Here is a 22,412-nt window from a genome sequence, read left to right as displayed (position 1 = left end):
TGGCTTGCGTAACAAAATACAGTGACCGCCGCAGTGAGCGGACTCAAGTCTGATTCTCAACGCAGTTGAGCAAGCCCTCGGCGAAAGCTCCGAAGCGCGTTTTAAAATGGCACCGCGCGTGCTGGTTGCGACGCAGTTGGTGGCTGATCGTGCTCGGGGCACATTCAAATATCTCAGCAATGGCACGCATCGACATGCCGATTTTTACAGCGCATGGAGACAGTATGGTGCTGACAGATTCAGGCGTCTGGATGACATGGGCCACTCCACTCAGCCGCGAAGTCGTCCAGATCAGGTCGCCCGGAGCACGTCACAAACACCGCTGTTGCGATCCAGAGTTGAACTTGCCCTGCTCACATTGTCTACCTAGCGCCGACGATACTCAGCATACTGAATATTTAATTGGTCAGCGTAACGTGATGCTAGTCCACGACGATCACCGATACGCCGCTGACACCGCTGTCCGGCACCAACCCGCAACCGCCGGCCGGCCCCGGCGGCTTGGCAAATACCAAACTGGAAACCTATTTCCAGGATAGCCACAGCGACTACAACTTCGCGTTCAGCCGGCTAAGCGATCCCCCAACGCTCAACCAAAGCTCCAAAGAGACCCCATGAAACAACGAACGCTCGCGACGCCACTGACCTGGAACAAGCCATTGTTGTATCAGCACCTGCAAGGTGCGATGGATCTGGAACTGTGGACCATTCCCTACTACCTGACCGTGCTTTACTCGATCAAGGACATCAGTTCGGTCCCCTACCGGCTGATCCAATCGGCGGTATACCAGGAAATGCTGCATGTACAACTGGTCAGCAACATCGCCAATGCCTACGGCTATTCACCGACGCTGACCACACCTGTCTATCAAGGCACTGCGGTCCCGCACCTGGACTTCAACTTAGACACGCCCAACCCTACCGAGGAATTCACCCCATATAGCGCCGAACTGGGGCCACTGGACGCAGCGCGCATCAACACCATGTGCATGATCGAGTATCCGCAATGGCTGACAGAACGCGAGCCGGACCTGTCCGACACACAACAGAAATATGGTTCGATCGGCGAGTTCTACGCTGCACTGCGCAACGGCATGGCGGAACTTCGCCAGCATGTGCAGGGCGGCGTGCGCCAAATGGACGAGTTCGGCCCGTTCTACCAGAAAGCCGGCGACCTGACGGTGAGCGAATATGGCGACGCCGGCTTTCGTCAGGCACTGACCCTGACCGACATCATTATGGACCAGGGCGAAGGCCAGAGTGAGGCAACCGAAACCGTGGACCTGCCATACCAGAGTACCGCCGACAGCTTCCACAACGCGTGGTCGCACTTCCAGAAGTTCGACTACGTGCGCTGCTTGCCACAACGTCCAGACACCTATAGCGGGCAAGCCAACCCCGCAGAAGATACGCCGGGATATGCGGCGCAGCAGATACTGATCCGAGATTTCGCTTCGTTCCTTGGGACATTGAATGGGATTTTCCGCGGCGAACAGATCCCCCCCGCATTCGGCGTGCAAATGGCCAAGCTCGGCGGCGACGTGCTGTCATGCTGGCAACACAACGCAATCCCACGTTTCTCCTAAGAGGCGCCCATGTCGATATCCAAGGCAGTGTTTCGCATCCATCCGGCGTTCGGCATCGCACGGGTAGGCAACAGCGAAGAGTTTTATCTCGGACCGGAAACGATGGCAGGTCTGCCTATCCCCGAAGGGATCGACACCGGCAATCCACATGTCAGCGGTGGCCTGCCGATCAAGCCGGATACCGAGGCGGAGGTCATCTCCAGCAACGATCTGCGCGACCGCAGCGGCCGCATGAAGCGGCAGGCAGCGCGGTTCCGCATCTATCACTATCCATCCGGCAGCAGCGACAACTATCCCAGTGGCGCCGGCACCGAAGTGGTCGTGGGCACGAAAGTGGGCAGCAAACGGGTGCGCGATATCGTCTGGACAGTGCACCTTGCCAACAAGAAAGCCAACGCGCACGTACTCAATGACGAGCTCGGCATCGCGGTCTACGAATCGGCCAACGCCGCACAGCTGCGCCTGCGCAATGCCGCCGAGGGCAGCGATCCGAACAACGCCGCGCGCCTGAAGAAGCTTGTGATCGATCCCGGTCCGCGGGCCATTCGTGGCACACAATCCGAGGGCGTGCACCTGGACAAGGCGACCGTCGCCAGCTATGCAGATGCCGACACGACCATCCGGCCGATGCCCTACTACCCCAAATCGTTCCCGGACGATGGGTTCGGCAAGCTCTATACCCCCACGGGCAAGATCGAGACACTGGGCGAGCTGCGCACCGACGCGCGGGGCCGCTTGTTGGTGCTACCGGGCTTTGGGCGCGCCTGCAGTTGGCTACAGCCGGACGGCACGCCGTTCCCGTTGCTCAGCGGCATGATCGCCCCACACGAATATGGCGACGTCAATGCCGACGGCTGGTTCGACGACACCGGCGACGGCCCGGTCTCGGCGCTGATCGTGTTCGATGACGACAGCATTGCCGAGGTGGTGCCTGCCTGGGCCATCACCACCGACCCGAGCTACGCCCCCCAGGCACTGAACGTGGTGAGCCTGTGGGACGACATCTACGACACCTGGGTCAGGCGTATGAAATTAGTGCCGGCCCTGTTCAAGAATCGCTTCGACTCCACGTTCCGGCCATCGTTCGCAGATCACTTGCAACCGATCTTCCGCGCGCCGGCACTGCAACGCTGGAATAGCAATCTGCCGCAGCGCGCGATCGCCGCGCACGACGCCGTCGGCGCGATCAGCGCGCACAACGCACCGGCCGAGACGATCATGAATGGGCTGGCCTACGTCCGCGATCCAAACCCAGCGGCGCAATCGAACATCGGCGCACCGTTCATGCCCTTGGCGATGGGTGACGTTGGCAAAGCGTTCCTGACGGTGACGCGGACCCAATACTTTTTCCTCAGCCAGTGGAACCGCGGCGAGTTCGAGGCCGAGGCACAGATCGAATTCGGACCTGGCGAGTACTTGGACCGCGCTGTGATGGTCAACTGCCAGGGTGGAAGCTTCGCTCCCGGCATCGAGATGACGTTCGTCGTGCGCGATCCGGCGCTCTACCGCGCCGACTGGCAAAGCAGCGGCTGCGGACCATTCCGAATCCGAGGACGTGCGTTGGACTACGCCAGCGTGCAATACGGCCAGCCATTTCTGAGCGTTGGCTATCTCCCCTACCAACCCGGTCCGGATGGCATCGACCCCGCGCCGCTGGAGCCAGGCGACCTCTCCAAGTTTATGTCGATTCCTTGGCAAACCGACTACAACGCCTGCGCGACGTTCACTGCCGACCCGAATCCGGACAACAGCACCACACTTTACTGGGCCTGGCCAGCACAGCGCCCATTCACCGTGCATGTAGCCACCGATGTCAGGGACGGCAAGCCAGGCCCGCAACGCTATTCCATTCGCGGTGCGGGCACCACATCCGACGATCTGAGTAACGCTGGCCGTTTCCAAAACCATATCGACATGGTGAACAACTGGCACCGCATCGGCTTCGTCATCCAGGGCAGCGCGATCGACGGCGATATTCGCTACAGCCCGGACATGTACCTGGAAGTGGCCAGTCAACTGGACGAACCGGAGATCGCGCCCTGGCCGATGAATGCCAACAGCGCGGACACTTGAAGCATGAATACCCACTGCGACGTGGCGGTCATCGGCGCAGGGCCGGCGGGATGCGCGGCAGCCATCGCATTGCGCCGTGCCGGCGTCGGCAGCGTGGTCCTGATCGATGCCGGCGACGGTCAGCGCCCGCGTTACGGCGAGAGCCTGCCTCCGGCGACCGGCCTGCTGCTGCATGCACTGGGCGTGGCCGATACCTTCGCTGCGCTGGACATGCGCAGATGCATCGGCAACGCCTCGTCATGGGGAGCGCAAACGTTGGGCTACAACGACTTCCTGTTCGATCCACACGGGCCCGGTTGGCAGGTGGATCGCCGCGATTTCGATGCGTTCCTGCTGCAACAGGCGAGCAGCGGCGGTACCGGCGTGCGCTTGCACACCCGCCTGGAGAGTGCCTCCGACGCGGACCCGGATGGTCTGCGACTGCGCTTGCGCTCGCACGGCACGGCACTAACCACGCTGCATGCCCGTTTCGCCGTCGATGCCAGCGGCCAACGCGCACGGCTGGCACAGGCGCTGGGCGCCGAACGCGTCACCGGTGATCGCTTGGTCTGCCTTGCCGCGCTGTTGCCGGTGGACACCACGAGTCGGCTCGGGCAACGCTCGCTGCTCGAAGCAGTCGACTATGGCTGGTGGTATGCGGCACCGTTGACGTCCGGCGAAGCCATCGTCGTCCTCGCCACCGATGCGGCGGTCCTGCGCGAACAGCGTCTGCAAGAACCCGCGCGATGGTCGGTGCGGTTGGCACAAACCCACCATATCGGCGCCACCGTCGGCTGGATGCGCAGGGCACCACCATACTGCCTGTCCACGCGCCAGGCGCGCTCTGCACGATTGAGCCACTGCTGTGGAGCGCGCTGGCTGGCAATCGGCGATGCAGCGTCCAGCTACGATCCGCTGTCCTCACAAGGCGTGCATAAGGCATTGGCCGATGCGCTCGCAGCCGCCCCGCGCATTTGCGCCGTGCTCGAACGACACCAAGACACTGCGGTGATGGAACAGGCACAGCAGATGCTGGCGCGTTTCGAAGGCTACCAGCGCATGCGCGAGCATTTCTATCGGCAGGAAGCACGCTGGCTGGATGCGCCATTCTGGCGCCGGCGCCGTGCCGCGCAAATACCTGCCCCGCCCCACACGGACCATTCCCCTATAAAAACCCACCGCATGAACGTATCGCCTTGAGCGATCATCAATACAACCAAATACCCACGACATAGGTTCATGCTGGGACGACGACACTGCACCTGAACCACATGCCGATGTTCGGCTAGCAGGACCGCATCCTGAACAGCGCTGCCGCCCGCGCAGCACGCAAGCCCGCCCGGATGCACGACGTGCAGCGCGGCACCAGGATCGCCGACGCGCGCATCGCGTGGTCAGTGCGCCGGCATTGCCAGTTGCACCTCGGCACTACCGACCTTGTTGCGCGGGTCGCTGGCGGCACCTAGCTCATCGCGGCGTTTGTCCCATTCCACCGTCTGCAGGTTGCCCCAGACATGGCTGGAACCGCGCCCGTCCTTGGCGCTGTCGCCAGGCAACTTGAGCGGATGGTCCATCGCCTTCAGCCCCTGCACGGTGGCTGCATCGAAGGTACCGGTCTCGGCCTCGATCACGTCCGGCAACCACTGGTGGTGGTAGCGCTTCAGCGCGGCGACCTGTTGCGGATCCAGACCGTCGTCGTAGCCGAGGATGCCAAGCAGAACCATGGTGATGATACGACTACCGCCCGGAGTACCGAGCACGATCGCCTTGTCCGCGTTCTCCATGAAGGTCGGCGTCATCGAGCTGAGCGGGCGCTTGCCCGGTTTGGGTGCATTGGCCGCATAGCCCATCACCCCGAATACGTTGGGCGTACCCGGACGCAAGGCGAAGTCGTCCATCTCATCGTTGAGCAGCACGCCGGTGCCCTTGGGGATCAGTCCCGAGCCGTACAACAGATTGACCGTCTGGGTGGCGCCGACACGATTGCCTTCACGGTCGATGATCGAAAAATGCGTGGTCTCATCGTCTTCCAGCGGGGTCGGCTGACCCGACAACAGGTCGCTGGGCGTGGCCTTGTCCGGGTTGATGGTCGAACGCAGGCCCACCGCATAGTCCTTGCTCAATAAAATGCGCTGCGGCACAACGGTGAAATCCGGGTCGCCCAGGAAGAAGGTGCGGTCACGGTAGGCACGGCGCATCGCTTCCACGGTCAGATGGATCCGGTGCACCGGGTCCATCGCCTTGAGATCGTAGGCTTCCAGGATCTGCAGCATGCTGGCCAGCGCAATGCCGCCGGAGGATGGTGGCGGCGCCGTGGTGATCGTCCAGCCCTTGTAGTCGAAGCGGATCGGCGTGCGCTGCTTGACCGTGTAGCCGGCCAACTCGTCAGCGGTCCAGCGGCCACCGGCCTGCTTGACCCCAGCCAGCAGCTTCCTGGCGGTGACGCCGCGATAAAAGCCGTCGAAGCCCTTGTCGGCCAGCAACTGCAGAGTGACGGCCAGTTCCGGCTGCTTGAACAGGTCGCCCTCGGCGATCGGCCGGCCATGACGCAGATAAACCTCGCGCGTGCCCGGATAACGCTCCATCACCTTACGCCGGGCCTGATAGCCCTCGGCCATGCGCGCATACACCGGGAAGCCGTCGCGGGCGATGCGGATCGCCGGCGCCAGCGACTGCCGCAGCGGCAACCGACCATGCCGGGTCGCCAACTCCACCAGCGCCGCAGGCAGACCGGGAATGCCAGCGGACCATGGGCCGTTGACCGAGCGGTCGTGGTCCAGTGCGCCCTTGGCGTCGAGGAACGTGTCGGGCGTCGCCGATTCCGGCGCCACTTCGCGCGCGTCCAGCATCGTGTCCTGGCCCGTCCTGGCATCGTGCAGGAGAAAGAAACCGCCGCCGCCGAGACCGGAGCTGATCGGTTCGACCACCGACAGCGTCGAGGACACCGCCACCGCCGCATCGAAGGCATTGCCGCCCTCGCGCAGGATCTGCAAGCCCGCCTCGGTGGCGAGGCGGTGGCCGCTGGCGATTGCGTCACCGGGCGGATGCGACGTGGGCGCAGCGGCGCTCGCACCGAGCGAGGCCTGGGCCCACGCCGATGACATCAGCCCCCAGGCAAGCAACAGGACACAGCGAACGCTACGCCTCATGCGCAGCCCCCGCTCCGTGTGGGTACAACTCGGGGTGGTCGCGGCGCAACCGCGCCAGCTTGGCCAGCAACTGCGGATGGGTTTCCGGAATCGCCGGATCCGGATCGATGCACTCCACGGGGCACACCACCACGCACTGCGGCTCATCGAAATGACCGACGCATTCGGTGCAGCGGGCCGGGTCGATCACGTAGATCGTCTCGCCCATGGAGATGGCCTGGTTTGGGCAGGCCGGTTCGCAAACGTCGCAGTTGACGCAGAGCGCGTTGATCTTGAGGGACATAGTGCGCCATCGGACCCTGACCAGCGCATCTTACCGGATCGTGATGACACGACCATGCATTGACCTGTACAACGGCGCCACCGCCTACGCCTCGCCGCTGCGGGCGACGCGTGCGTGAGGACGCCGGCGCGCGCAACGCGCGCCGGGGATGCACAACCTACTTGGCTTCGACGAAGATGTAATCGGCGCCGGTCGGCTTGACCACCGCCTCGACACGGGCATTGTCGGCCGGGGCGCCGATATAGACCACGCGCACGCCCTTCATGCTGTTCGGCTCGACCTTGGCGAAGGCCGCTGCGATCAGGTCGGCCATCTTGGACGATGCCGAGGAGCCGAACGCCAGCATGTTCCCCGGCTGAATACCACGACCGACGGCGGTGGTGGCGCTTTCGACCTGACGCTCGTACTTGGCCTGGAACTCCGCATCCGACTCCGGCGGCAAGTAGTACAGGAACGGGCTGTTGGTGACATTGCCCATGTTCTGGATTGCCACTTGCTGCAGGTATTTTTTCCAACCGGCATCGTCGTCCTTGGCCGGGGCAGTCAGCGCCGGTTGCGCATCGGCGACCGGTTTGGCCGCCTCTTCCTTTTTGCAGGCGCTCACGCCCAGGGCCAACGAGACAATCAACAACGCGCGTGCGGTGGTCTTCATGGAACGGTTTCCTCTGTGTAGTCGATGAATGACGGGCGGCTCAGCCCCGCGTCGCGGCCTGGCGGGCCTGAACCAGCGCCTGCAACACCGACGGCGGAACGAAGCCGGACACGTCCCCGCCGAGGCGCGCAATCTCGCGCACCAGCGAGGACGAGATGAAACTGTGTTGCTCAGCCGGGGTGAGGAACAGCGTCTCCACCTCGGGGATCAGATGCCGGTTCATGCTCGCCATCTGGAACTCGTACTCGAAATCGGACACCGCGCGCAGGCCGCGCAGCAGAACCCCACCACCGACCGAACGCACGAAATGCGCCAACAGGGTGTCGAAGCCGATCACCTCCACGTTGCGGTGTCCAGCCAGCGCCTCGCGGGCCAGGGCCACGCGCAATTCCAGCGACAGGGTGGGCCCCTTGGACGGACTCTGCGCCACGCCGACCACCACCTGCTCGAACAGCGGTGCGGCCCGATTGACCAAATCGATATGCCCATTGGTGATCGGATCGAAGGTGCCGGGATAGACGGCGATGCGGCTATTGGCCACGGTCATGCGTAGGATACCGCGTGAAAGTCGCCGGGCAGTTTAGCAGCGGTGCGTCGGTACAGGGCAGCACGGACCTCGCGGCTACCGCCCTCGCGGTACAACGCCCAGCCGACCGGCAGCGCTGGCGCCTGCCCGGCGGGCGATTCCAAGTACAACCAGGCATCGACCGCCAGGCGTGCCGGCAAACGCTGCAACGCCGTCTCCCACAGACCGGCCGTGAAAGGCGGGTCGACGAAGGCGATATCGGCCAGCGCGGCGCCATCGTGTTCGGCCAGCCAGCGCAGCGCATCGCCCTGCACCACCTCCACCTGAGTCTGGGCCTGCAATCTGGCGACGGTGGCGCGCAACTGTGCCGCCTGGGCCGGGTCGCGTTCGATCAGACAAGCGCTGTGCGCGCCGCGCGACACCGCCTCCAGCCCCAGTGCACCGCTGCCTGCGAACAGGTCCAACACGCGCGCACCGGGCAGTATCGGCTGCAACCAATTGAACAGTGTCTCGCGGACCCGGTCGGACGTCGGGCGCAGCCCGGCCAGGTCGGGCACCGGCAAGCGCGTATTGCGCCAACGCCCGCCGATGATGCGTACCTGCCCCGCACCGGGACGGTTCATCGGCAGCCTCGCGCGGGTGTGACGGCAACAGAAACCAGGCGCAGGGTCGGCATCGACGGCAAGCGTTGCGGAACGGAACCCGGATGATAGACCAGCCCCCTCTGCGGCGTATGCATCGGGCACGGCTTGAAGCCGGCCTCTGCCGCCACCATGTCCGCTGACAGAGCCGCGCGCCCCCGCGCACGGCCATCCGTCCTCCATGGAGCACCTACCGATGAGCGTGGAAACCCAAAAAGAAACCCTGGGCTTTCAGACCGAAGTCAAACAGCTGCTGCAGCTGATGATCCATTCGTTGTATTCCAACAAGGAGATCTTCCTGCGCGAGCTGATCTCCAATGCCTCCGACGCGGCCGACAAACTGCGCTTCGAGGCACTGGTCAAGCCGGAACTTCTGGACGGCGATGCGCAACTGCGCATCCGCATCGGCTTCGACAAGGACGCCGGCACCGTCACCATCGACGACAACGGCATCGGCATGAGCCGCGAGGAGATCGTCGCGCACCTGGGCACCATCGCCAAATCCGGCACCTCCGATTTCCTCAAGCATCTGTCCGGCGATCAGAAGAAGGATTCGCACCTGATCGGCCAGTTCGGTGTCGGCTTCTACAGCGCCTTCATCGTCGCCGATCAAGTGGACGTGTACAGCCGCCGCGCTGGGCTGCCGGCCAGCGACGGCGTGCACTGGTCCTCGCGTGGCGAAGGCGAGTTCGAGGTCGCCACCATCGACAAGCCCGAGCGCGGCACCCGCATCGTGCTGCACTTGAAGGAGGAAGAGAAAGGCTTCGCCGACGGTTGGAAGTTGCGCAGCATCGTGCGCAAGTACTCCGACCACATCGCCTTGCCGATCGAGCTAACCAAGGAACACTACGGCGAGGACAAGGACAAGCCGGAAACCCCCGAGTGGGAGACCGTCAATCGCGCCAGCGCGCTGTGGACACGGCCGCGCACCGAGATCAAGGACGAGGAATACCAGGAACTGTACAAGCACATTGCCCACGACCACGAAAACCCGGTGGCGTGGAGCCATAACAAGGTCGAAGGCAAACTGGAATACACCTCGCTGCTGTACCTGCCCGGCCGCGCCCCGTTCGACCTGTACCAGCGCGATGCCTCGCGCGGGCTCAAGCTGTACGTGCAGCGCGTCTTCATCATGGACCAGGCCGACCAATTCCTGCCGCTGTACCTGCGCTTCATCAAGGGCATCGTCGATTCCAGCGATCTGCCGCTGAACGTCTCGCGCGAAATCCTGCAATCTGGCCCGGTGATCGACTCGATGAAATCGGCGCTGACCAAGCGCGCACTGGACATGCTGGAAAAGCTCGCCAAAGACGATCCCGAACGCTACAAGGGCGTGTGGAAGAACTTCGGCCAGGTGCTGAAGGAAGGTCCGGCCCAGGACTTCGGCAACCGCGAAAAGATCGCCGGCCTGCTGCGCTTCGCGTCCACCCACAGCGGCGACGACGCCCAGAACGTGTCGCTGGCCGACTACGTGGCGCGGATGAAAGACGGCCAGGACAAGCTGTACTACCTGACCGGGGAAAGCTACGCGCAAATCAAGGACAGCCCGCACCTGGAGGTGTTCCGCAAGAAGGGCATCGAGGTGCTCCTGCTCACCGACCGCATCGACGAGTGGCTGATGAGCTATCTCACCGAGTTCGACAGCAAATCCTTCGTCGATGTGGCGCGCGGCGACCTGGACCTGGGCAAGCTGGACAGCGAAGAAGAAAAGCAGGCGCAGGAAGAAGCCGCCAAGGCCAAGCAAGGGCTGGCCGAGCGCATCCAGCAGGTACTCAAGGACGAGGTCGCCGAGGTGCGGGTCTCGCACCGGCTGACCGATTCGCCGGCGATTCTTGCCATCGGCCAGGGCGACATGGGTCTGCAAATGCGGCAGATCCTGGAAGCCAGCGGGCAGAAGCTGCCGGAGAGCAAGCCGGTGTTCGAGTTCAACCCCGCGCATCCGCTGATCGAGAAACTGGATGCGGAACCCGATGTCGATCGTTTCGGTGATCTGGCGCGGGTGCTGTTCGATCAGGCCGCGCTGGCCGCCGGCGACAGCCTCAAGGACCCGGCCGCCTACGTGCGTCGGCTCAACAAGCTGTTGCTGGAGCTGTCGGCGTAAGCAGTGACGCACCTGCGCGTCGCACCGCGCGACGCAGTCCACAGCGCACCGACATTGCAAAGAAAAGCGGAAACGAAAAAAGGGCCTACGGGCCCTTTTTTCTTCCATCGTCGACATCGGCTTGCAGCGCACGAGCAACGCTGTAATGCGCCGGTGCATCACGCTCCCGACGCGACCAGCAGCACTCACGCCTGCATTAACTTAAAACCTCACCAGCTTAGAACTTCACCGTCGCCCGCGCCCAGTAATAACGCCCGAGTAGATCATAGGTCGCCACATCGGTGTTGGCATTGACGACGTTGTTGGCGTAGTACAGTGGCGGCTGTCGGTCGGTCAGGTTGTCCACGCCCACTTCGAAGCGGGTGTGCCACGGCTTGACCTGATAGCCGACCTGCACGCTGTGATAGACATAGGTACCGATGTCGCGCACCACATTGGCCTGACCGATATCGGCCGACAACCCCTGACGCGCGTCGGCACTGCCAATCTCGGTGCGGCCGACATAACGCACGCGCCAAGACGCACTCCAGTCGCCCAGATTCCAGCTCAACGTGCCGAGGCCACGCCAGCGCGGAAAATTGCCGTAAGCGTAGGTGTACTTGCCGGCATTGTGGATGGTGACGGTGTCGGGATCGGCGGTATTCGGATTGATATCGTAGCGGATCACATAGGTGCCGTTGAGGCTGGCATTGAAGCTACCCCAGGCGGTCTGCGGCAAGCGATAGTTCAGGCTGAAATCGGCACCGCTGGCCCACAACTTGCCCAGATTCACGGTCGGCTCGGCGATATAGTTGATCGTGCCATTGTCGTTGCGATGGATCAGCGGACAGAACGGACTCGCGTCGTTGGCGTAGCACTGGTTCAGCACGGTCTGCGCCGACACCTGGGTGATGGTGTCCTTCAAGTCGATCTTCCACAGGTCCGTGCTCAGCGACAGGCCGTCCACCCAACCCGGGTCGTAAACCATGCCGAAATCGTAGGACTTGCCGGTTTCCGGTTTGAGCCGGTAGCCGGCCACCACCGCGCCTGAAGCCTTGGCGGACACCTGATTGTTCTCCTGCTGGTAGCTGCCATCGGTGGGCACGTGGGCACAGGCAGCCGCGTGTCCGCCGCTGTAGCCGTCGCACGGATCGTTGACCGCCGGGGCATCACCGACCACGCCGGAGTAAAGCTCGCTGATGTTGGGCGCACGGAACACCTGCGAGACCGTGCCGCGCAGCAACAGGTTCTCGACCGGACGGTACTCCAACGCCAGTTTGCTGTTGGTCTTGCTGCCGACCGTGTCGTAATCGGAAAAGCGGCTGCCGACGGTCAGGTTCAGCGAATGCACGCCAGGCAGCTCCGCCAGCAACGGGAACAACGCCTCGGCATAGGCTTCCTTGACGCTGAAACTGCCACCGAGCACGCTGGCGCAGTATTCGAGCACCCCGCAGATGCCGTTCTCGTCGCCCGTCCACAGCGGATCGGCGGCGGTCGAGGTGCGTTCCTTGCGGTAGGCCACACCGGCCGCCAGACTCACCGCGCCGGCCGGCAGATCGAACAGGTTGCCGTTGACGTTGGCTTCGAACTGTTTGACGGTATACACGTTGGTCACCATCGGATTGACTTGCAGCGCCCGCAGCGCGGCCTGGTTCCCTGGGTTGTTGAGGTTGAACACGTCGATCGGGGTGCAGCCGGCGATCACCGCACCGGCGCTGCCGCACTTGACCGTGCCGTCGCGATCCAGAAACGACGGCCCGACCGCGGCATTGAAACCGGCGTAGTCCAAGAAGCCCTCATTGATCGATTTCTGCTTGACCTTGCCGTAAGTGACGCTGGCATCCCACTGCCAGGAACTGTCGCCGAAGCTGCCGCGCAGACCGGGAGTGATCTGGAAATTGTAAGTGTTGTATTCATAGCGGCGGTTGCCCAGCACCGTGGCACGGGTATTGAAGCTGCTGTAGGAGTTGCCGGTACTGCGGTCGGTGCCGAAGTCGATGCCGAATGGGTTGTAGTAGCTGTTCGCCGAAACTAGAAAATTGTCGCCGTTGGCGAAGAGTGGGATCGGCGCGATCACCGAGGCCGAGGAGGTCTTGCTGAAGTACGTGTTGACGTAGCCTTCCAGGTGATCGTCGAAGCGAAACGTGCCGATCACAAAGGCATTGGTGCGCTTCTGTGGCGTCTGCAACAGGTTGTACGGCTGATAGTTGTAGGAATCGGTGGAAGCGACGTAGCAGTGATACTGGCTGGGGTTGGTCGGGCTGCTGCTGCCTCCATTGAAGGTCACCCGCGAACAGCCGTTGCTGGCCGCCAGCGCATCGGCGGCGGGCGAGCCATCGTTGAAGCTGACGGTGCCGGTGGGCGTGGCCGAGGAACCCTGCTTCACCGACTTGCCATTGATCAGCGACAGCGCGTTCCTGGAGTAGCTGCGCGCCCCGGCAGAAACCGGATCGATGTCGTGATAGGACAGCCCCGCGACGAGACTGCTGCGCTCGCCGGTCTTGCCCGCTGTGAGCGAAAAATTGCGCCGGTTGCCATCGCTGCGCGCGCTGGTACCGAAGTCGCTACTGAATTCGATGCCATCGAAGCCCTTGCGCAGAATGAAGTTGACCACCCCACCGATCGCATCCGAACCGTATACCGCCGAAGCACCGTCGCTGAGCACCTCCACTCGCTCGATCATCGTCGCGGGAATCGCGTTGACATCGTTGTTGGCCAGACGCGTACCGTTGACCAGAATCAGCGTGCGCTTGTCGCCGAGACCACGCAACGAAACCACCGAAGCACCGGTACCGCCACCATTGTTGGTATTGGGGTTGGTCGCGTTGCCGGCGATCGACGGCAGTTCCTGCACCAGGTCGCCGAGCGTGGCCTTGCCGGTCGACTCGATCTGGGCGCGGTTGATCGTCACCACCGGATTGGCGGTCTCCGCATCGACCCGACGCAACCGCGAGCCGGTCACCACAACACTATCCAAGGTCTGCGGTGCACCGTCGGCAGGCATCTGTTGCGCTTGCACCGACCACACACTCCCCAGCGAGGAGGCGACGGCGACCGCCAGTGCCAACGGCGATACGACATGACGATGAGAAGAAGGGTATGGCGGCGGAAACGGCATGGAAAATCTCCTTGGGTGATGACGAAGCAAAACAGCATTGGAAAAACGCAGACCGAACGGCACCACACCAGCACTGCGCCAGCGGGCGGACCACATAACGAACATGGCACCTGGAGGGCACCGGAGACGCTACGGCGGGTTCAGTCCGTCGACCGGCCGCATTGCGGGATGAAAAACCTCCATCGCGTTGCGCAAATCCCGACGCGTGCATGAAGGACGAACCAGACCGCCTGCGCGCTGCAATCTCGCGCGTAGGCGGATAAACCAAAAAAACTTAGATCAAATCTTCATAAACTGGTCACAATTTGCACCGGATCACGCATTCGCGTCTTGTCGCAATTAGCGGTTTCGCATGCGGAATAACGCATGGTCGTGGTGACGCGGCACGACGACGCCAGCGAGCGGCAGGCATGCGCAATGTGTCCGATCAGAGCAGACACCGCAGCCATCGACCGCTCTATCGGGCCACACGCGCAACACACAAGCGAATGCGCGGCGTCGCCGATGCCGCGCACGACACTGCATCCACCTTGCTGACGACTCAATGCCTGCGTGCAACCTGCGGCGGCGACAGCCGCAGCAATACCACGCCATGTGCAGCGACCTGCACGCTGCGCAGTTGGCGCGCCAGGCGCGTCTGGCCCTGCCATAGATCGCGCCAGCGCCGGCCCTGCAATGCGGTTCCGGCATCCTGCGCGGTCAGCGCCACCCGGTGCGGCTGTGCGTCGCGGTTGAACACGCCCAACACAACGCCGCCATCGGCCAACGGCTTGCGCCAGATTTCGATGGCGCCGTCCTTGCGCACTGCCCTGCCCTGCACACCCAACGCATCCTGGTCAATCGCCAACACCGCTCGGTTACGCAATAACGCCACCGTGACCGGGGTCATCTGCCGCAGGTCGTTACCCAACAGCAACGGCGCCGCCGACATGGCCCACAGCGCCAGATGCGTGCGGTATTCGTCCTCGCTCATGCCGCCATTGCCGATCTCGAGCATGTCCGGATCATTCCAGCCACCAGGTCCGGCATCGGCCGGATCGCCGTTGTGGTCGAAGCCGTTGGCGGCCATTTTCGCGTAGGTGTCCTCGATGTCGCCGGTGGTGCGCCACAAATGCCCGCCGACCTCGCGGCCCCATTGGCCGACATGATCGCGCCCGTACTCGCACAGGCTATAAACGATGGGTCGCCCACTGGCGCGCAACGCCTGGCCCATCTGCAAGTAGGCGCGGCGCACCTGCTGCGGTTCGCGGAAGATGCCTTCGCCCGAGCACAGGTCGTATTTGAGATAGTCGATGCCCCAGCCCGCCCAGGTGCGCGCGTCCTGTTCGACGTGGCCGTAGCTGCCGGTATAGCCAGCGCAACTCTTCGGCCCCGGCGAACTGTACAGGCCGAGCTTGAGCCCCTTGGCATGCACGTAGTCGGCCAACGCACGCATGTCGGGGAAACGTGCGTTCGGCTGCAATACGCCGTCGCGGTCGCGCTGGCCCTGCCAACCGTCGTCGATGTTGACGTAGACGTAACCGGCATCGCGCAAGCCGGACGCGACCATGGCATCGGCGATGCGGCGCACCGTAGCGTCGTCGATATGCTCACCGAAGCGGTTCCAACTGTTCCAGCCCAGTGGCGGAGTTCGCGCCAGGCCATCGCTCGGCAACGGCGTGTAAGCCGGCAGCGGTGCGAATTGGAACGCCAGCCGCGCTGCGTCGGTCTCGCTGCCGCGGGTAGCACGCAGGTCGATCTGTTGGTACCAGATGCGGCCGACCAGATGCAGTTGGCCGTGTTCCAGTGTCGCGGTCCATGGCTGCGCCGGCAAGCGCGTATTGCCGTTGTCGATCGCGAACCGGGCCACTGTGCCGTCCAGGCGCAACAGCTGCATCGGCAGATCGCCGTACCAGTCGGTGGTGATGCTGCCCTGCGCCCGACCGTCGCGCTGGGCGATACGCAGATAACGTAGACCGGGAAACGCCGCCCCCTGAGCAATTACCCACACCCCTTGCAACGGACTGGCCGCCACCATCGCGGCGGCTGAAGGCGGCGCATGCGCGCAACCCGCGCCGCCAAGTGCAGCCAGAGCGAACAGGCACCGCCACAGCCAGCGGCTGACGGAGGGCACGGCGCGCACGCGCGAGGCAGCCATCGAGTCGCGCTCGAACACGCCGCCCGGTGCAACGCGGGTGGTCATGCGCGGGCGGCTGGGATCAGCCAACCGCCAAACAACGGCCCAGCGGTATCGCCATGCTGCGGTTCCAGGCGAAAAGTCAGCACCGCGGCATCGCGGGTCAACGCCGGCGGCAGCGAATAGTTGCGATCGACGAAATCGATCACCTGCCCGCCTTCCACCTGGACCTCCACGGCCAGTTTCCCGTTCACCAAAATATTGAAGCGACCCTTGTCGCTGCCCCAGAACCGCAGGCGCAGCGCCAACGGCTGTTGACCACCACGCATCTGGAACTCGACGAAACCCTTGCCGCGCACATCGCGACATTGCTGGCGGCGGTAGGCGCCACCGAAGGAGGTATCGCTGCGCAGTTTGTGCGCTTTCTCCGACGCCTCGTCGCCGAACTGGATCATGTCCACCGCAATCGCGCGCAGACTATCCTGCTCGGCCTGCCGGCGCGCGCGCCGCGCCGCTTCCTGCGCCCACTGCGCCGGCTGCATCCGCTTGAAGTACAGCGCACTGCGCCGTTCGTACTGGGCATAGAACGGCACGAAGGTCAGGCCCGGCGGCTGCGTGTCGCTGGCGAGGAAATGCCCGGGCTGCGGCAGTTCGACAAAACCGGCCAGCGGATCGGCCGTCGCCACCAGCGCCGGATCCGGTGCATCGTAAGGCGTACTGACCGGCCCGAGATCGGCGGCCAAGGCCAGCGGACCGCGCATCACCACCACGCTCTCGGGATCGCCCGCCGCATGCTCCAGCCGCAGCGGCGTCGCCAGTTCCAGTTCAATCACGTCGCCACTGCGCCAGTCGCGCTCCAACGCCAGATAGCCATCGATGGGCGTGCGCCGCAGCGGCTTGCCATTGAGACGCAGCGTATAGCGTCCCTGGCACCAGGCGGGCACCCGCAACAGCAGGCGCCGCGGCGCGCGCGCACCGGCACGCAGCACATGCAAACGCACTTTGCCGTTTTCGGGCACGCCGCTGTCCAGTTCCAGCGCCAGATCGCGCTCGCTCCAATCCAGACGCGAGGGAATGTACAGGTTGACATACAACGCCGCCTCATCCTGCCAGTAGATCGCGTCGCCGAACTGCGCATGCGCCTCCATGCCGCTGCCCACGCAGCACCAGAACGAATCGAATTTCTCGGAAAACCCGCGCTCGCCACCGCTGATCATCGGCGTCATGTAAGTAAACATGCCGGTGGCCGGATGCTGCGCGGCCATCGTGTGATTGTGCAAGGTGCGTTCGTAGTAGTCGAAATAGCGCGCCTGCGGCGTCCATTGGTACAGATGCCGGGTCAGCTTGAGCATGTTGTAGCTGTTGCAATGCTCGCAGGTCTGCTCGGTGAGGAACCCGGCGATGCTGTCCGGCTCCTGGAAATACTCGCGATCCGAATTCCCGCCGATCACATAACTGTAGTGCGCGGTCACCGTCTCCCAGAAAAAGCGCGCAGCCGCCGCCGCATCGGCATCGCCTGCGACTTCGAACTGGCGCGCCTCGCCGATGAACTTGGGCACCTGGGTATTGGCGTGAATGTGCGGCAGCACATCGTGCCCGGCCGCCAGCGGATCGATGATCTTCTCGTGGCGCAGGCGCTTGCCGATCGCAATCCAGCGCTCCTGTCCGGTGCGCGCGCCCAGCTCGATGAAGGATTCGTTGAGCCCGCCGAACTCGGTGTCCAGCAAGGTCTGCATCTGCGCATGGTCGAGCGCGTCGAACACCCCGGCGAAGTAGCCGGCCACCTTCACCAGCACCGTCAGCGCCTGCGCGTTATCGCCCAATGCATGCGCGTCGAGCAGGCCGGCGAACAGCTTGTGTTGGGTGTACAGCGGCGACCAACTGCCGTTGAGATTGAACTTGCCGCCCTTGATGATGCCGCGGCGCAGATCCTCCAGCACTGCCTTGCCGCCTTCGATCTTGCCGTTGTCGTTTTTGCGGGTAAAGCCGCCGACATAGCCGTCCGGATCCTGCGCCTGCGCGCGCGCCAACTCGGCGACGATGTAGTCGATGCGCGTGCGCAAGCTGCTATCGCGGGTCTGCGCGTGCATCTTGGACAACGCGCTGAGGTAATGTCCCAGGGTGTGCCCGGCGATGGTATCGCCCTCCCAGCCGCCGTAGACCGCCCCCTTCGGCGGCAACCCGGCATACTGCAAGAAGTTATGCAGCAGGCGGTCCGGCTCCAGTTCCAGCAGGTAGCGGCGGTTGGTTTGCAGCGAATCCAGAAACAGCGACGGCTTGAGCGTGACCTGCCGCAGCGGCAATGCCTGCACCCGGCCGGGGGTGGAGGCGGCGGCATCTTGCGGGAAGCGCAGCAATCCGGCCGCCATCGCCAACGCGCTCCATTGCAGGAAACGACGCCGCGACGGATCCAGCGCCGCGCCTGCGGCGTGATCGCGATGACGCCCGAAGGCATCGCCCATTGCGCCATCGCAGCTCCAGGGTGTCTTGCTCATCGCACGCCCTCTTCCAGACTGACGAACGATACACGGCTCAACATCGGCATCTGGCACTCCTCCTCGACGACCACCCGCACGGCACGGATGGGATGACGCACGTGCATTTCGGAATGACCCAGACACAGCAACAGCGCATCACCCCGCACAACGCCCCGCACTCTGCTTGGACTATCCCATCGCACCAGCGCACTGTCTTGTCGGCGACGGCGGCAATGCATGCGGAAGTTGGCACGAATTCCGACCATCGTCCGCCTCCTCGGCGCTGCATCGACCATGCCAGCAACCGACACCGCATGCCCCCAACGTGCGGTATCGCAAGCGCGACCCCAGCGCATTGCGCGGTGTTCTCGCCAGCGCTGCGTTCCGCATGAGGTTGACAGTCGATGTCGGAAGCGACGTGCCGCGCCAGCCGCTACCGAGGCAAACCCGGCCACGCTCGGCTCAATTCCAGTTATAACGGATCGCAAAGCTTGCCGATCGCGGTGCCAGGTAGGCGTGCCCGTCGTACCGGTTCTCTCTGACCAGGGTCGAGCCGTTGTAGTAACCGTAATACGGGTCGACGAATACAAGCGTTTGCTTGTTCAGGAGATTGCCGATGTTGAACTCCAGGCGCAGCCGGTGCGGCCCCCAGGCATGCTCCCAGGCGGTATTGGCGTTGAGTAGCCACCAGCTCGGCAAGCGCCCCAGACTGCCGCGACTCACCGCGACGCCCCCACAGTAATAGGCATGTTCGCCCGCGGTGCTGGCGGCATCGGTCAGGATGGGATACTGCGAATAACAGGATTTGTTCGCACCGCTCTGCCAGTTCACCCCCAGTCCGGCGCTGAATCCGCTACTGCCAAACGTATGCGCGGTATTGAGCACAAACGCGTGGCGGATGTCCTGCGGCAGGTTGCCGCTCGCCCCATGGGTCAGCGCGGCGTATTGGAAGACCTGCGATCCGAGCATATTGCTGGCCGGGTCGCCTTCGGCGTAATAGCCTTCGTAATTGCCCCAGACATGCTTCCAGGTGTAGCTCGCCTGTAGAAAGAAGGGCTGCTCCGGGGTTTCCGGATGGACCATCTCGGCGACGAAGGTATACGCCTTGCGCTTGGGCTTGGGCAAGCCCGAGGCCCAGGCCGGAATGACAACGGTTTTCAGCGTGCCGTCGTGATCGAAGTCGTTGGTCAGGACGATATCCCGCCCCGGATTGACCAGCACGACGTTATCGATGTGAGGATCTGCATCACCCAACGATCGCAGGTAGTGCTCGGCGGCGCTGCCATGGCCCGGCGTGCTGAGGTCGCGCCAGGCTGAAATCGCACGCTTGACGTTCGAATAGTTCAGCTCAACCGTTTGCGACCAATTCGGGAACGTTCCGTTGTCCTGGAAATACAGCCCGATGTTCTGCTGCTGCGAGGTCTTGATGTTCCGCGACGCCACCACACGCGGGTCGGAGACCTTACTGACGACGGTGTAGCTGCCGAACTGTCGTGGATCGACCGGCGTCCCATCGGCATGGATGCCGGCATAGGTGTAGTAGGTGTACTGCTGCATGGAATCGTTCAGGGCGTTGTCCAGAATCACCCCTGGCACCGCCATGCTGTACAGGCCATAGGTAAAACCGGCCTTCATCGAACTGTCGCCCCTGACGTCCCACGACAGCCCGAACCGCGGGGACGTGGTCCAGAAATTCAATGCCCTCTGACCGGTGTCGAGCATCGACTGATTGTTGTCGCGGCGCACGCCCGCATACACGACCAGATCGTCCAGCGCCTGCCAGTAATCCTCCACGTAAGTACCACGATTCACCTGGGTCAGCGGCCCACCGTAATAGGACACGAAGGAACGCAAATACGGCGTATTGGCGGGAATGGCGATGCCGCTGACGTCGTCTCTGCTCGGCGATGCCACGGCGTAGTCGAAGTAGGTGTAGTGACCGCTCTTGCCGTACGTGCTTTGGTTGTTTTCGTAGAACCTATAATGCTCGGCACCCGCGCCGATCTTGTGCGCACCCAGTTGCCAGACCCAGTCCGCGCGGAACCCACGTTTGGAGTATTGGAAAGGAGTTTCGCTGTCGGGGGAGCCATCGGAGAGCACGTTGTAGATGTTTTTCCCAGCCGAATCGTGACTGATCCGCTGCGCGAAGATGTCCGAGCCTGTGAACAGGTTCTGCTCGGAATGAGTGAAATAGCCCCCCATCAGCGACAGGTCCATGCTGTCGTTCATGTGCCAGCGGTAGCGTCCGACGTAGAAGTCTTCCTTCATGTTGAACAGCACGTTGCGGAAATAATCCTTCGACGATTGCGGGTCTCCAGGCGTCTCCAATTTCCAGATCGTGGTGTAGTCCTTGGTCTTGTTCCTCGCCACCACCAGGTCCAGCGTCTGATTCTCGGTGATGTTCCAGGTCAGCGTCGCTGCGGGGTTGTGGTAGGTATGCATGAACTGCGCGAAATAGCCCAGCGTGCTGCCATACATATAACGGCTACGCGAGGCCGGCTCGGCATCTTGGTAGGCCAGATTGACAAACAGGCGGTCCTGCACCAGCGGGCCGGAAACCCAGAAGGTATTGTTGAACGCGGTCTGCTGCTGCCCGTTGGTGGCGCTGCCGCCCTCCAGGAACCAGGTCCTGTTGCCGTCGGCGTCGATCAGCGCATAGTCCTCGGTATGGCGCCTGAGCAGCCTCGAGTAAGGCGGGACGATATAGGAGGAAAAACCGGCACGCCAGGTGTTGTCACCCGACTTTGTCGCGGCCGACACCGAGCCGCCCATCGCATTGGAATACTTGGCCGAAGCGCCATTGGCGATCACCGTGGCGTAGCCGATCATCTCCCCTGGCACCATGTTGGCGCCAGCGCCGTTGTAATCGAAGGTGGTATCGAATTCGTTGACGTAATAGCGCGTCTCGGTGCCGGAACCGCCGCCGAAAGACGCGTAGCCGGAACCGCCATAGGGCTGCGAAGCGACCTGCGACATGAATTGCTGCGGGAGTGCGGTCAGCAGATTGCTGTACGGCCCGCCCGTGCCATTGTTGCCGCTGGTGTCCACGCCGGTCTTGCGAAATAGGTTCTGGGAATATTGCCGCACCAATTCCGGCGTGCTGACGTCGATCGGCGCGGTGTTGTCGGTGGCGTTGTTGATCCCCCTGGCGGTGACCTTGACCTCGCCCAGATCGGTGGCGGCGGCCTGTCGCCCATCCAGTTGCGCCACCGCGGTGGAACTGCCCGGGCGCACCACCGCCCGTGTGCTCGCTACGGTCTGCTCGCCGGACACCAGCGCGATCTCGTACTCCCCCGGACTCAACCCGCTGATCGCGTACTTGCCGGACGCATCGGGCCTGCGGCGCTGCGTGGCGTTGGTGTTGACGTTGCGGATGACGACCTGTGCGCCGGCATCGCGCGCTTGCATGCCGACGGCGCCGTACAGGCCGCCACTGGATTCCTGCGCATGCAAGGCGGGAAGCGCCACCGTCGCCGCGACGATGGCACCGAACAGCAACGACCGGGCCATACGGCCGCGACGACAGGAGTTTCGACAGACGATCTCGCTCATTGAAAATCTCCGTGATCCTTGACGCGTAGGAACATCCGGCATGGAAACCGGGCACGATTGCCACATCCGCGACCAGGCGCGGCAGAACACCCGCTCCCGCTCATCGCACGAGGAACGGGCCAACGACATCCGCCGCCTTTACCGCAATCAACAGATGGCGGCAGCGTCCTGTTCGCAAAC

The 22,412-nt window shown here is 63.3% G+C and carries 13 protein-coding genes and 1 pseudogene; 4 read left to right on the top strand and 10 right to left on the bottom strand.

Annotation, left to right across the window (positions count from 1 at the left end):
- Positions 1–115: 115 nt before the first annotated feature.
- Positions 116–258: pseudogene (locus XalbCFBP2523_RS01765) on the bottom strand (helix-turn-helix domain-containing protein); the annotation flags it as partial.
- A 356-nt stretch (positions 259–614) separates the two neighbouring features.
- On the opposite strand from XalbCFBP2523_RS01765, the gene XalbCFBP2523_RS01760 reads away from it, so the two are divergent.
- The 3 genes from XalbCFBP2523_RS01760 to XalbCFBP2523_RS01750 are packed head-to-tail and all read left to right on the top strand — an operon-like array spanning position 615 to position 4,838.
- Positions 615–1,586, top strand: a complete 972-nt coding sequence (locus tag XalbCFBP2523_RS01760) for a ferritin-like domain-containing protein (protein ID WP_045765931.1) — start codon at positions 615–617, stop codon at positions 1,584–1,586.
- A gap of 9 nt (positions 1,587–1,595) precedes the next feature.
- Positions 1,596–3,659, top strand: coding sequence for a LodA/GoxA family CTQ-dependent oxidase (locus XalbCFBP2523_RS01755; protein WP_162484472.1), 2,064 nt, complete (start codon positions 1,596–1,598; stop codon positions 3,657–3,659).
- A gap of 3 nt (positions 3,660–3,662) precedes the next feature.
- The gene (locus tag XalbCFBP2523_RS01750) at positions 3,663–4,838 is read left to right on the top strand and encodes an NAD(P)/FAD-dependent oxidoreductase (protein WP_045765932.1); all 1,176 of its coding nucleotides are present in this window, start codon (positions 3,663–3,665) and stop codon (positions 4,836–4,838) included.
- A 194-nt stretch (positions 4,839–5,032) separates the two neighbouring features.
- Here the strand turns inward: XalbCFBP2523_RS01750 and ggt are convergent, their stop codons facing one another.
- The 5 genes from ggt to rsmD form a co-directional block, all read right to left on the bottom strand.
- Positions 5,033–6,787, bottom strand: a complete 1,755-nt coding sequence (gene ggt, locus XalbCFBP2523_RS01745; RefSeq protein ID WP_045765933.1) for a gamma-glutamyltransferase — start codon at positions 6,785–6,787, stop codon at positions 5,033–5,035.
- Entirely contained in the window at positions 6,777–7,070 is a 294-nt protein-coding gene (locus XalbCFBP2523_RS01740; RefSeq protein WP_045756914.1) for a YfhL family 4Fe-4S dicluster ferredoxin, read from the bottom strand. Before XalbCFBP2523_RS01740 ends, ggt begins: the two co-directional genes overlap by 11 nt.
- A gap of 157 nt (positions 7,071–7,227) precedes the next feature.
- Positions 7,228–7,722 (bottom strand): hypothetical protein, encoded by a 495-nt coding sequence (locus XalbCFBP2523_RS01735; RefSeq protein WP_012916428.1) that lies wholly within the window; start codon positions 7,720–7,722, stop codon positions 7,228–7,230.
- A gap of 40 nt (positions 7,723–7,762) precedes the next feature.
- A complete protein-coding gene (gene coaD / locus XalbCFBP2523_RS01730; protein ID WP_012916429.1) occupies positions 7,763–8,269 on the bottom strand; it encodes a pantetheine-phosphate adenylyltransferase in 507 nt (168 codons plus the stop codon).
- The gene (rsmD, locus tag XalbCFBP2523_RS01725) at positions 8,266–8,871 is read right to left on the bottom strand and encodes a 16S rRNA (guanine(966)-N(2))-methyltransferase RsmD (RefSeq protein ID WP_012916430.1); all 606 of its coding nucleotides are present in this window, start codon (positions 8,869–8,871) and stop codon (positions 8,266–8,268) included. Before rsmD ends, coaD begins: the two co-directional genes overlap by 4 nt.
- 214 nt (positions 8,872–9,085) lie before the next feature.
- On the opposite strand from rsmD, the gene htpG reads away from it, so the two are divergent.
- Positions 9,086–10,990 (top strand): molecular chaperone HtpG, encoded by a 1,905-nt coding sequence (gene htpG / locus XalbCFBP2523_RS01720; protein ID WP_045760811.1) that lies wholly within the window; start codon positions 9,086–9,088, stop codon positions 10,988–10,990.
- 217 nt (positions 10,991–11,207) lie between these two features.
- Here htpG and XalbCFBP2523_RS01715 read toward each other — a convergent pair whose 3' ends face one another.
- The 4 genes from XalbCFBP2523_RS01715 to XalbCFBP2523_RS01700 all read right to left on the bottom strand — a co-directional run bounded on the left by XalbCFBP2523_RS01715 (position 11,208) and on the right by XalbCFBP2523_RS01700 (position 22,232).
- Positions 11,208–14,087, bottom strand: a complete 2,880-nt coding sequence (locus XalbCFBP2523_RS01715; protein WP_045765934.1) for a TonB-dependent receptor domain-containing protein — start codon at positions 14,085–14,087, stop codon at positions 11,208–11,210.
- Between the two features lie 541 nt (positions 14,088–14,628).
- Positions 14,629–16,269 carry a glycoside hydrolase family 27 protein gene (locus XalbCFBP2523_RS01710; RefSeq protein ID WP_230599085.1) on the bottom strand — a complete coding sequence of 547 codons (1,641 nt, stop codon included), beginning with the start codon at positions 16,267–16,269 and terminating at the stop codon, positions 14,629–14,631.
- Entirely contained in the window at positions 16,266–18,665 is a 2,400-nt protein-coding gene (locus XalbCFBP2523_RS01705; protein WP_045765935.1) for a glycoside hydrolase family 127 protein, read from the bottom strand. Before XalbCFBP2523_RS01705 ends, XalbCFBP2523_RS01710 begins: the two co-directional genes overlap by 4 nt.
- Positions 18,666–19,142: 477 nt before the next feature.
- Positions 19,143–22,232 (bottom strand): TonB-dependent receptor, encoded by a 3,090-nt coding sequence (locus tag XalbCFBP2523_RS01700; RefSeq protein ID WP_146084018.1) that lies wholly within the window; start codon positions 22,230–22,232, stop codon positions 19,143–19,145.
- Positions 22,233–22,412: the final 180 nt, after the last annotated feature.

It is taken from the genome of Xanthomonas albilineans (genome assembly GCF_002939705.1).
Taxonomy (GTDB): Bacteria; Pseudomonadota; Gammaproteobacteria; order Xanthomonadales; family Xanthomonadaceae; genus Xanthomonas_A; species Xanthomonas_A albilineans.
The sequence above is the reverse complement of the archived record's forward strand: the minus strand, read 5'-3'. Positions and strand labels throughout refer to the sequence as shown.

Excerpts from the sequence above, each read along its gene's own strand:
- XalbCFBP2523_RS01760 (WP_045765931.1), top strand. The coding sequence starts at position 615 with ATGAAACAACGAACGCTCGCGACGCCACTGACCTGGAACAAGCCATTG.
- XalbCFBP2523_RS01755 (WP_162484472.1), top strand. The coding sequence starts at position 1,596 with ATGTCGATATCCAAGGCAGTGTTTCGCATCCATCCGGCGTTCGGCATC.
- XalbCFBP2523_RS01750 (WP_045765932.1), top strand. The coding sequence starts at position 3,663 with ATGAATACCCACTGCGACGTGGCGGTCATCGGCGCAGGGCCGGCGGGA.
- ggt (WP_045765933.1), bottom strand. The coding sequence starts at position 6,787 with ATGAGGCGTAGCGTTCGCTGTGTCCTGTTGCTTGCCTGGGGGCTGATG.
- XalbCFBP2523_RS01740 (WP_045756914.1), bottom strand. The coding sequence starts at position 7,070 with ATGTCCCTCAAGATCAACGCGCTCTGCGTCAACTGCGACGTTTGCGAA.
- XalbCFBP2523_RS01735 (WP_012916428.1), bottom strand. The coding sequence starts at position 7,722 with ATGAAGACCACCGCACGCGCGTTGTTGATTGTCTCGTTGGCCCTGGGC.
- coaD (WP_012916429.1), bottom strand. The coding sequence starts at position 8,269 with ATGACCGTGGCCAATAGCCGCATCGCCGTCTATCCCGGCACCTTCGAT.
- rsmD (WP_012916430.1), bottom strand. The coding sequence starts at position 8,871 with ATGAACCGTCCCGGTGCGGGGCAGGTACGCATCATCGGCGGGCGTTGG.
- htpG (WP_045760811.1), top strand. The coding sequence starts at position 9,086 with ATGAGCGTGGAAACCCAAAAAGAAACCCTGGGCTTTCAGACCGAAGTC.
- XalbCFBP2523_RS01715 (WP_045765934.1), bottom strand. The coding sequence starts at position 14,087 with ATGCCGTTTCCGCCGCCATACCCTTCTTCTCATCGTCATGTCGTATCG.
- XalbCFBP2523_RS01710 (WP_230599085.1), bottom strand. The coding sequence starts at position 16,269 with ATGACCACCCGCGTTGCACCGGGCGGCGTGTTCGAGCGCGACTCGATG.
- XalbCFBP2523_RS01705 (WP_045765935.1), bottom strand. The coding sequence starts at position 18,665 with ATGGGCGATGCCTTCGGGCGTCATCGCGATCACGCCGCAGGCGCGGCG.
- XalbCFBP2523_RS01700 (WP_146084018.1), bottom strand. The coding sequence starts at position 22,232 with ATGAGCGAGATCGTCTGTCGAAACTCCTGTCGTCGCGGCCGTATGGCC.